We start from the raw sequence: 10689 nt of genomic DNA on the forward strand, positions 1-10689 counted from the left end.
TATGATCTGGGATATATCGACCTGGAGCAGAGAACCCTACAGACAATCGACAACCCGTTCGGCACGAGGTTGTAACCCATGTCTCCGGTACAAACTGTTACCTATGTCTCCGGATCGGACACATATCAGGTGTGACGCTGCACGTCAGACCCGCACCCTCGGTGTCATCCCGGCCAAGCGTAGCGCGAGCCGGGACCCACTCGCAGATCCGCTTGCCAAAGCGTAAGGTGGATCTTGAAAGTGTGCCTCTTCCCAGCTCTCTGCAAACGAGTAGGCCCCGGGTCTCACTTCGTTCTCCCGGGGTGACGCCGATATTTGTAAGGCGTCTACTAGGGTCTGTGGACAATTAGGATTTGGTCTTGGTTTGGATGCAAATGGCTCAATTTCCAGAAGCAAAGGCGCGGGAAGGGCCGGCCCTTTCAAGCCTTCGCGACGCCGAAATGAGCCATTTGAGCCAAATCCCCATTGCCAATATCTGGGGGGACGCAGCGGATTTCGGTTTCGCGTGCGTCGGAAAGTCCTTGTGGTGGGCAACACCACTGCGGACTTTCCTCCTGCTCGAAGACCGAAATCCGACAAGCGCCAAGACCGAAACCTAATTGTCCACAGACCCTAGTTACGATTGCCCTGCCCCTTGTGGGGCGGGCTGGTGTGAGTAACAAGCCAGCCACCGAGCCAACGCAAGCCCCTGACCACTGTTGACACCAGAAGCAAACCCCTGCCCGGTTCCGGTTGGCTTTGACGAGGGACGGTAAAAGCCGCAGGTCAGCACTGATGGCTGTAGGTGAACACCAGCGTGTCGGTGGTGGTGCGGCCGGTCGGGCGGCAGCGCTGATAAACTTCTCGCGTGCCCGTAACCGTCACCTGGAGCTGGTCGCCGCGGACAGGGCCTTCGACGAAATATTCCAGCGGCGAGCCCGGACAGTATTTGGAGAAAACCCGTGCTGTTCCGGAATACCAGTTGCCGTTCTTGACGCCGTTGAAGAGCAACGTGCCCTGGCGGACACCCGCATTGGCAAGCACGCCGCGCGGGCGTTCATAGGAGAGCCAGCGCTGGTTGCCCTGCGCCTGCAGGCGCATCAGGGAGCCGTTGTGGTTCCAGCAGCTGTCGGCGAGTACCGGTCCTGCGATAGAAATGCCGACTGACGCCAGCACCGCCAGCGTCAGTCCCTTGAATGTTCCGGATGAAAAGAAACGCATGCGAGCCCCCTGACTTAACACGGGGAAAGCGAAGCATGATTTCAGTCTTTTGCAAATTAAAAATTCAGCCAAAGCCGTGCAGGCGCTGGCCGTTTTGCTTCAGCCACAGCCGTGCGGACGGTGTTTGCGGCGCCAGCTCCTCGCACAGGCGCCAGAACCGCGCCGAATGGTTCATTTCCTTCAGATGGGCCACCTCATGGGCGGCGACATAGTCCAGGATCTCGGGGGGCGCCAGGATCAGCCGCCAGGAAAAGGACAGTCGGCCGTTGGAGGCGCAGGAACCCCAGCGGCTTCTAGTGTCGCGGATGCTGATCGCGGCGATCTTCTTGCCGATGGTGGCCGCATGCAGGCCGGCGCGCTCCGAGATGTCCAACCGTGCCTGGTTTTTAAGCCAGGAGGTGACTTTGCGCGGGATGTGATCCTCCGCTCCGGGGACCAGCAGCGCCGGACAACCGTCCCCGGTCTGCCCGAGGTTGACCAGGCCGCGCAGCTTTCCCGTCGGCACGATGACATGGTCCGCGCCGCGCAGCGGCACTATATCACCTGGAGAAAAGGCGACATGATCCGGCCGGTCCTGGAGCCGTTCGAGCAGCCAGTCGACATGCTGGCGGGCGAAATGCTCGGCCCGGGCCAGATTGCCGCCCTTGGGCACCGTCAGGACAGGCCCGGAGCTGTCCGCGGGCAAGCGCAGCAGATAGCGCTGTGCGCGTGGATTGGCGCGCAGGCGGATGCGCACATGGCTGCCGCCAGTGGCAATATCGATATGATCTGGAAGAGGTTTTCTGCGGCTGCGTGAAAACATGAAAGGCAGAGTCCGGGCGAATCAGTTGCCAAATTCTAGGGCAGTTTCCTCTGGATTTCGCGGGATTATTGCAGGCCAGAACGACGACAGCGGCGCTTTGCCAAGCGCCGCTGTCGGTCATGCCGTGTCCGGAGGAGGATTTAGAGCGGAGCGGGATCGCTGCCGCTTGCGTTCCGGCCCCGATTGGCCATGAAGCGGTCGAATTCTTCCTGGTCGCGCGCGCGGCGCAGTTCGCGCAGGAAGTTGTCGAAATCGGCGCGCATGGCATCGAGCTTGGCGCGTTCCTCTTCCAGGCGCTTCAGTTCACGCTCGCGGTAATCGTCAAATGCGACGTTGCCCGTGCGGGCGTAACCGGTGGTATTCATCTGTTCGAACGCTCCCTTCAGCGGACTGCCCCGCCATTGATCCTTGGCATCGCGGAGCATCGCCTCGAAACGGTCGCCCCACAGAATATAGGCCAGCATGGCAAGGCCAAGCGGCCAGAACACCACGAACCCCAGCACCATCAAGCCGATAGTCGCCGGCGTCCAGGCAGGTTTGATCATGCAACTTTTGGTCGTTGTCATCGTCCTATCCATTCAAGACATCCACGCATTTGAAGTGGGGATTGCAGGCAGAAGCTTCAAGGATTTGTGATGTCGATCACAGGTGAGCAGACGCGAAAAACCCGGACGATGCTGCCATCGACCGGGTCTATTACATTGATTTATTTTGGAAAAATCAGGACTGCTCAGTCGAACGGGCCATCAATCACATGTTGTGCCGAATAATTCGCCAGGAGCTTTTCCCGGTGCCATTCGGCCGCCATCGGCGCGTTGGCATATTCGTGGAAGCAGGGCGTGCCCAGGGTGAAATGCAGCAGCTTGGCGTCCGGGTTCGGACCCAGCTCATCCGGCAGCCAGTTCCACTCGATCGGCAGTTCGCCGATCAGGTCGTCCTCAAGCCAGGTGAAGCGGTGCAGCTGCGCGCCGGTGCCGTTCATGACGAAGTCCGGGGTGACCACCTTGTTGGCCGGATGGGCGCAGTTCCATAGGACCACGCTCGACCAGTTCTTGCGCGGATAGTTCTCGTTTTTCGAACCGAGATATTTGGTGGTCTGCTTGGTCTGGTAGTCGTGATGAACGCACATGACCGCCTTGCTCTCGTCACGCAGGGCAAACAGCTTGGCAATGTCGTCCCGGACGATCATGTCGCCGTCCATGAACAGCGCCCAACCGTTGTAGTTCATCAGATGCGGGATCAGGAACCTGGTGTAGATGAAGTGGTTCGACCCGTCCGTATGGGTTTCGTTATAAGTTTTCAGATTGTGGAGCGAGATCGGCGTGAGCGCGAGAACGTCGCTGGACAGGCGCGTCAGGCTGTTGGCGCAGACGTGGTAGGCAACCGCTTCGCGCGGATCGAATCCGATGAAAATATTGAGCACTGCAAAAAACCTCCGGCCTCGCTATCTGACCGGATCTTGTATTGGCCCAAAAGCACATAATCAATAGCGCCGGTCCGTCGACCGCTAAAACCGGACTTTTTGACGCAAGTTATCAGGTGCCCCGGCGGGGCACCTGAGGATTTACCGGATCAGCTGACCGCTTCGGACAGTTGCCGGGCCTGATCGATCCAGTTGTCGCGGGCAATGCGGCCTCGGAAATCGAGTTTGCTGTCAAGCGCCTCGATCTGGTCGACGGTGAGCCCGGCAATCTGCCAATAGTGGAAGATGCCTGCCTCGTTGAGCGCAGATTCCAGCTTGGGGCCAACGCCGCTGATCGCCTTCAGATCGTCGGCAGCGCCATCCGGCTTGGTCAGCAGGATGCTTTCCAGGGATCCCTTGGCGCCGTTGGCCTTGGCGGGTGCCTTTGCCGGAGCCTTTTTGGCTTCGGCAGATGCTTTCGCGGGAGCCGGTGCCTCTGTTGCCGCCGCCTTTGCAGGCGCGGAAGCGGTTGGCTTGGCCGGAGCTGCCTGACGCGGGGTCTTGGAGAGGTCCGTGCGGTTCGAGCGGATAAAGTCCATCACGCGCGGGGCGATTTCCGAGCGCCAGCGCGACCCGTTGAAGACGCCGTAATGGCCGACATTGGGCTGCTCGTAATGCGCCTTCATGCCGTCTGCGAGGTTGGTGCAGAGCGCGTGGGCGGCCCTGGTCTGGCCGCGGCCGGTGATGTCGTCCTTCTCGCCTTCCACTGTGAGCAGGGCGGTCCGGGTGATCTTGGTGCAGTCGACCAGACGGCCATTGTGGGTCATCGTGCCGTTCGGCAGCGCGTGCTCGATGAACACGGTTTCGACGGTCTGCAGGTAGAATTCCGCTGTCAGGTCCATGACGGCGAGATATTCGTCGTAGAACTCGCGGTGTTTTTCGGCATTGTCGCCATCGCCTTCCACCAGATGCTGGAAGAATTCGCGGTGGGCGGTGACATGCCGGTCCAGGTTCATGCTCATGAAGCCGGACAGCTGCAGGAAGCCCGGATAGACATCGCGCATGAAACCCGGATGCGGGAACGGCACCTTCATGATGACGTTACTGCGGAACCAGTCGAGCCCCTTCGACACCGCCAGGTCGTTGACGGCCGTCGGCGCGACGCGGGTGTCGATCGGCCCCCCCATCAGCGTCATGGTCGCCGGAACGTAAGGATCTTCCCGGTCTTCCATCACCGCGACGGCGGCGAGCACCGGCACGGAGGGCTGGCAGACGCCGAGCACATGGGTGTCCGGACCCAGGAAATGCAGCATCGAGATGATGTAGTCGATGTAATCGTCGAGATCGAACTTGCCTTCCTGAATCGGCACCATGCGGGCATCGATCCAGTCGGTGATATAGACATCCGCGTTCGGCATCAGCGCCTCGACGGTGCCGCGCAGCAAGGTCGCGTAGTGGCCGGACATCGGCGCGACGATCAGGATCTTCGGATCGTTGCGGTGCGAAGTCACGCCGCGCTCGAACCGGATCAGGTCGCAGAACGGCCGGTTCCAGACGCAGGTTTCGCGCACGGGCACACGCACACCGCTGACGGTGGTTTCCTTCAAACCGAATTCCGGCTTGCCGTAGCGGCGCGTGGTGCGCTCGAGCACTTCGCAGCTCGCGGCGATCGAGCGCCCGTAGCTGGTGTGGGTCCACGGATTGAGCGGATTCTGGAAGTAGAGCTTGGTCATGTCGGCCATGGCCCGGAAGGGCGCCATGGCGGCGTGGTTCAACTCATAAAGGTGATAGAACGGCAAAGACGTCTCTCCTTGGTTGAACAAAGCGGAGGCCGCACCATTGGCAAATTTCGTGAACATGTTTTCGCGGCTCTTTGTTATTTTCACTATCTATTGCATCGCAACAGGATAGCTAGGCCCGTTGCGGCTCGCAATACTGCTATTTGTTATGTGAACCGTGCCTAACTGCTCAGGAACGCGGCAGAAGACATTTTCCCACCAAAACACTGTGCAATGCACAAAGCGGGATAAAACAATTTAATCAATTTGGTAGCATTATTTTTACGATGAAATTGTGCTGCGTCAGGCGGCCAGATCGGCGACCACCGCGTCGAGCACAAAAAAACCGTCCCGCGTCGCGCGGATGCGGTTTTCCCCGAGTTCTTCCACCATGCCATGCTCCAGAAGCGCGTTCAGGCGGCGCGGATCGATGGCGCGGTGGGCATAGCGCTCATAGCGCTTTAGGTCGATGCCCTCGGTGAGGCGCAGACCCATCAGCAGGAATTCGTCGCCCTGTTCTTCTTCCGTCAGGCCCATATTCTCGATCATCGCGTGACCGTGGCGCTCGACATTTTCCAGCCAGGTTTCCGGGTGGCGCTCCGTGGACGTGGCCAGGCGGTTGACCCCGACCGTAATCCGGCCGTGGGCGCCGGGGCCGACACCGACATAGTCGCCGTAGCGCCAGTAGACCAGGTTGTGCCGGCATTCGGCGCCCGGCCTGGCGTGATTGGAAACCTCGTAGGCAGGCAGGCCGGCTGCCGCGGTCACGTCCTGGGTCAGCTCGTAGAACTCCGCCCCGAGATCCGGGTCCGGCACTTTCAGCTTGCCGGCGTGGTAGAGCGTGTAGAACGGCGTGCCTTCCTCGATGGTCAGCTGGTAGAGCGACAGGTGATCGGCGGCGAGCGCGATTGCCTCGCCGAGTTCCTGCTCCCAGCCGGCGAGGGTCTGTCCCGGCCGTGCATAGATGAGATCGAAGGACAGGCGCGGGAAAGTTTTCCGGGCGGTTTCGATCGCCCTGCGTGCCGTTCCGGCATCGTGCAGGCGGCCGAGCAGTTTCAGGTCCGTGTCGATCAGCGACTGGACGCCGAGCGACACCCGGTTGACACCGGCGGCGCGGTAGCCCCGGAACCGTTCGGCCTCGACGGAGGACGGATTGGCCTCCATGGAGATTTCCGCGGCCTCGTCCATGGTCCAGCGGTCGGAAATGGCCGTCAGGATGCGCTCGACGGTTGCCGGCTCCATCAGCGACGGCGTGCCGCCGCCCAGAAACACCGACTGAACGGTCTTGCCCTTGGTCTGCTCCGCGAAATGGGAGAGTTCGCGCTCGAAGGCCGCCGCGAACCGGGCCTGGTCGACCGGCTGGTGGCGAACATGTGAATTGAAGTCGCAATACGGGCATTTGGCCGCGCAGAACGGCCAGTGCACATAGATCCCGAAGCCCCCTTCGGTTGCCCCTTGCGACGTCAAATCAGTGTCCTTCCAGGCAGCCGGCCGCGAATTTTTCAAAAGCGCGGGAGCGGTGCGACAGGGCCGGCGTGTCCTTGCCCCAGCCGTGCTTTTCTTCCGAAGTCATTTCGCCGAAGGTGCGCTCGTGGCCATCCGGCTGGAACACCGGATCATAGCCGAAGCCCTGGGTTCCGCGCGGCGGCCAGACCACCAGGCCTTCGACCTCGCCGCGGAAATATTCCTCGTGTCCGTCCGGCCAGGCCAGGCACAGAACCGCGACGAAGGAGCCCCGGCGGTCCGCGTCGGTGGTGGCGCCGGCGGATTGCAGTTTCTCCTCGACGGTGCGCATGGCCATGGCGAAGTCCTTGTCCGGCCCGGCCCACCTGGCCGAATAGATGCCCGGATCGCCGTCAAGCTTGGCGACGCAGAACCCGCTGTCATCGGCGAGCGAGGGAAACCCGGACGCCTTGGCGGCAGCCTGTGCCTTCAGCGAGGCATTCGCCTCGAACGTCAGCCCGGTTTCTTCCGGCTCCGGCAGGTCGAGTTCGCCTGCGGAGACCACGTCGAAACCGTAAGGCTGCAGCAATTCGTTGATCTCGCGGATCTTGCCCTTGTTGTGGCTGGCGACAACAAGTTTACCGGGTTCCAGTTTGCGCGGGCTCATGCGGGTTCCCTCAGAGAATGGCCATTTTCTGCAAGTCAACAAGACGGCCGATACCTGTCTTGGCAAGGCCGAGCAGCTGACCGAATTCGTCTTCGGAGAATGGCGCACCTTCGGCGGTGCCCTGGATTTCGACGATGCCGCCGGAACCGGTCATGACGAAATTGGCATCCGTTTCGGCGGTGCTGTCTTCGGCATAGTCGAGATCGAGCACCGGTGTGCCCTCATAGATGCCGCAGGAAATCGCCGCGATGTGGTCTTTCAGGACGGTGCCCTTGACCATGTCGCGCGCTTTCATCCACTCCACGCAGTCGCGCAGGGCCACCCAGGCGCCGGTGATCGCGGCCGTGCGGGTGCCGCCATCTGCCTGGATGACGTCGCAGTCGATGCTGATCTGGGCTTCGCCAAGGGCTTGCAGGTCGACAACGGCGCGCAGGGAGCGGCCGATCAGGCGCTGGATCTCCTGGGTCCGGCCGGACTGCTTGCCGGCGCTGGCCTCGCGGCGCATGCGGTCGCCGGTGGCGCGCGGCAGCATGCCGTATTCGGCCGTCACCCAACCCCGGTTCTGGCCGCGCAGCCACGGTGGCACCCGCTCTTCCAGGCTGGCGGTGCACAGGACATGGGTGTCGCCGAACTTGACCAGGCAGGAGCCTTCGGCATGTTTGGAAACACCACGCTCCAGCGTGACGGCGCGCAATTCGTCGGCAGCACGTTTGGACGGACGCATTGAAATCCCTTTCGACCTGAACCGGACGGAAACAGCCGTTTCCGATGTATTCGTTGAGGCCTTGTAGACCTCAAGTTCCACCGTCGTAAAGGCCCGGCAACGGGATACTTCACGCTGACCCCATTTTGCGCCTATATCTTGGGGTGGAATTGCAGCGGAGGCGGGATCGCCTGTCCGCCCAACGGAGACCCGAGCCTTGAGCCTGAGCGACCTCGACAAGAGATCACGAGAAATCTTCCGCGCCATCGTCGAGACCTATCTGGAAACCGGCGAACCGGTCGGATCGCGCAACGTATCGCGCAACCTCACCATGTCCCTGTCCCCCGCTTCGGTCCGCAATGTCATGTCGGATCTTGAGCATATGGGCCTGTTGCATTCGCCCCATACCAGCGCCGGCCGCCTGCCCACCGAGATCGGTCTGCGGTTCTTCGTGGACGCGCTTCTGGAAGTCGGAGACCTGACACAGGAAGAACGCCAGCAGATCGACGTCCAGGTGCGCGCCTCGCAAAGGGCGAATTCGGCCGAACAGGTGCTGACCGAGGCCAGTCAGATGCTGTCGGGCCTGTCGATGGGCGCCGGCGTGGTGTTGACCCACAAGACCGACATGCGCCTGAAACACATCGAATTTGTGCGCATCGAGCCGCTCAAGGCCCTGGTGGTCATGGTCAGCGATGACGGCTCGGTGGAAAACCGGGTGCTCGACCTGCCGCCGAACCTGCCGGCCTCCGCGCTGGTCGAAGCCTCGAACTATCTGAATGCCCAGATCCAGGGCAAGACGCTCTCCGAAATCCGCAAGGAGCTGGAACGGGTGCGCGACGCGGACCAGGCCGAACTCGACCAGCTCAGCCAGAAGGTGATCGATACGGGCCTTGCCGTCTGGGGCGGCGAGAGCGCCAGCGACCCGGGCACCCTGATCGTGCGCGGCCGTTCCAACCTGTTGACGGATCTCGACGCGGTCGAGGATCTGGAGCGCATTCGTCTGCTGTTCGACGATCTGGAGAACAAGAAGGATCTGATCCAGCTTCTGGGCCTGGCCGAAAAGGGCGACGGCGTCCGGATCTTCATCGGCTCGGAAAACAACCTGTTCTCGCTCTCCGGTTCCTCGCTGGTGGTCTCGCCCTATCGCGACAGCAACCAGCGCATCGTCGGCGTGCTTGGCGTCATTGGCCCGACACGGCTGAACTATGCCCGCGTGATCCCGATGGTGGACTACACCGCCCGTCTGGTCAGCCGGGTGTTGGGCTGATCAGTCCCGATCCCACATTAGACCCACGCCGCCGAAACCACTTTTCAGGACAAAGCATGCTCTCTCCCGCCGAACTGGAACGCTACGCCCGCCACATCGTCATGCAGGAGATCGGTGGCGCCGGACAGCAGAAGCTGAAAAAGGCCCGCGTCCTGGTGATCGGCGCGGGGGGCCTCGGTGCGCCGGTGCTGCAATATCTGGCGGCCGCCGGTATCGGCACGCTCGGCATTGTCGACGATGATGTCGTCTCGCTGTCCAACCTGCAGCGCCAGGTGATCCACGACACCGACCAGCTCGGCGAGCCGAAGGTCGCCAGCGCGGCCGAGGCGATTGCCCGGCTCAACCCGAATGTCGTTGTCGAACCGCGTCCGACACGGATTGCCGGCCACAATGCCATGGCGCTGGTTTCCGATTATGACCTGGTGGTCGACGGGTCGGACAATTTCGACACGCGTTATCTCGTTTCCGATGCCTGTTTTTTCGCGAAAAAACCGCTGGTCACCGCTGCCGTCGGCCAGTTCGACGGCTCGATCACCACGCTGAAACCGTTCGAGACCGATGCCGAGGGTGCGAAGAACCCGACCTATCGCTGCCTGTTCCCGCAGAAGCCGCGCGACGGCCTGCTGCCGACCTGCGAGCAGGCGGGGGTCCTGGGTGCGCTCACCGGCATCGTCGGCGCCATGCAGGCTATGGAAGTGATCAAGGAACTGACCGGCACCGGCGACGGCCTGGTCGGCCGCATGATCCTCTTCGACGCCCGCACCTTCCGCATGGAAACCATCCGCTACAAGCGCTCGCCGAAAAACCCGCTGAACGGCGATGATCCGAAGAGCTGGGCGGAGTTGCTGGAAGAGGCGTGACCGGGTGAAAAGCAGACGCAGGTTGAGAGGGGTTTGGCAAGAAAAGGCACTTTTGTGCTCCGGCTACCCATGTTGTCATCCCGGACGCAGCGAAGCGGAGATCCGGGACCCATATGTGGACGGCCCCGTGGTTGCAAGGTTAGATTTTGTGATGTTTCGGATCGCTTGCGGTCATATGTACGGCCTTTTTTTGCGGGTCTTATGACCGCTGGCCAATATGGGTTCCGCGACGGACGGGTTCCAAACAGTATTGCGATGTCGGCGCTTGCGCCGCCACTGGGTCCCACGGAGTTTCCCGTCCACTTCGGTTCGACCGAACACACCTCTTCCATCTTTCCTTGCAAGTTCCTGTCTCGCGTCGCTCCGGTCAGGCGTTGACGCGGGTCCTTTGTCTGCCCTCAGGCGTGTTCCGGTTTAGACTTTGGTGACAGCGGGCGGTAAGTCCCGCCGCTGACCATCAGTTTCCAGGCGATGCGGGCTAGTTTGTTGGCCAGCGCCACGGCTGCCAGCTTGTGCGGCTTGTGAAGGCACAGCTTGGCCAGCCAGGGCCAAGGCGTTTTGAGCCGG

At 61.6% G+C, this 10689-nt stretch carries 10 protein-coding genes; 2 read left to right on the forward strand and 8 right to left on the reverse strand.

The window, feature by feature from the left end:
* Nucleotides 1-765: 765 nt before the first annotated feature.
* The 8 genes from M0H32_RS29110 to rph all read right to left on the reverse strand — a co-directional run bounded on the left by M0H32_RS29110 (nt 766) and on the right by rph (nt 8016).
* On the reverse strand, nt 766-1200 hold the full coding sequence (locus M0H32_RS29110; RefSeq protein ID WP_248160241.1) for a hypothetical protein: 435 nt from the start codon (nt 1198-1200) through the stop codon (nt 766-768).
* Nucleotides 1201-1264: 64 nt separating this feature from the next.
* Complete coding sequence (locus M0H32_RS29115; protein WP_248160242.1) at nt 1265-2002, reverse strand: M48 family metallopeptidase; 738 nt, start codon at nt 2000-2002, stop codon at nt 1265-1267.
* Between the two features lie 140 nt (nt 2003-2142).
* Nucleotides 2143-2568, reverse strand: a complete 426-nt coding sequence (locus M0H32_RS29120) for a DUF2852 domain-containing protein (RefSeq protein WP_248160243.1) — start codon at nt 2566-2568, stop codon at nt 2143-2145.
* Between the two features lie 164 nt (nt 2569-2732).
* A complete protein-coding gene (locus tag M0H32_RS29125; RefSeq protein WP_248160244.1) occupies nt 2733-3425 on the reverse strand; it encodes a glycosyltransferase in 693 nt (230 codons plus the stop codon).
* A gap of 149 nt (nt 3426-3574) precedes the next feature.
* The gene (gene phaZ, locus M0H32_RS29130; protein ID WP_425607377.1) at nt 3575-5263 is read right to left on the reverse strand and encodes a polyhydroxyalkanoate depolymerase; all 1689 of its coding nucleotides are present in this window, start codon (nt 5261-5263) and stop codon (nt 3575-3577) included.
* Nucleotides 5264-5485: 222 nt separating this feature from the next.
* Entirely contained in the window at nt 5486-6649 is a 1164-nt protein-coding gene (hemW, locus tag M0H32_RS29135; protein ID WP_248160245.1) for a radical SAM family heme chaperone HemW, read from the reverse strand.
* 1 nt (nt 6650) lies between these two features.
* A complete protein-coding gene (rdgB, locus tag M0H32_RS29140) occupies nt 6651-7292 on the reverse strand; it encodes an RdgB/HAM1 family non-canonical purine NTP pyrophosphatase (protein WP_248160246.1) in 642 nt (213 codons plus the stop codon).
* Between the two features lie 10 nt (nt 7293-7302).
* Nucleotides 7303-8016, reverse strand: coding sequence for a ribonuclease PH (gene rph, locus M0H32_RS29145; protein WP_248160248.1), 714 nt, complete (start codon nt 8014-8016; stop codon nt 7303-7305).
* A gap of 148 nt (nt 8017-8164) precedes the next feature.
* Between rph and hrcA the strand changes: the two genes are divergently transcribed.
* Nucleotides 8165-9262 (forward strand): heat-inducible transcriptional repressor HrcA, encoded by a 1098-nt coding sequence (hrcA, locus tag M0H32_RS29150; RefSeq protein ID WP_248160254.1) that lies wholly within the window; start codon nt 8165-8167, stop codon nt 9260-9262.
* A gap of 56 nt (nt 9263-9318) precedes the next feature.
* On the forward strand, nt 9319-10122 hold the full coding sequence (locus M0H32_RS29155; protein ID WP_248160250.1) for a HesA/MoeB/ThiF family protein: 804 nt from the start codon (nt 9319-9321) through the stop codon (nt 10120-10122).
* Nucleotides 10123-10689: the final 567 nt, after the last annotated feature.

Source organism: Roseibium sediminicola (assembly GCF_023156505.1).
Classification (GTDB): Bacteria; Pseudomonadota; Alphaproteobacteria; order Rhizobiales; family Stappiaceae; genus Roseibium; species Roseibium sediminicola.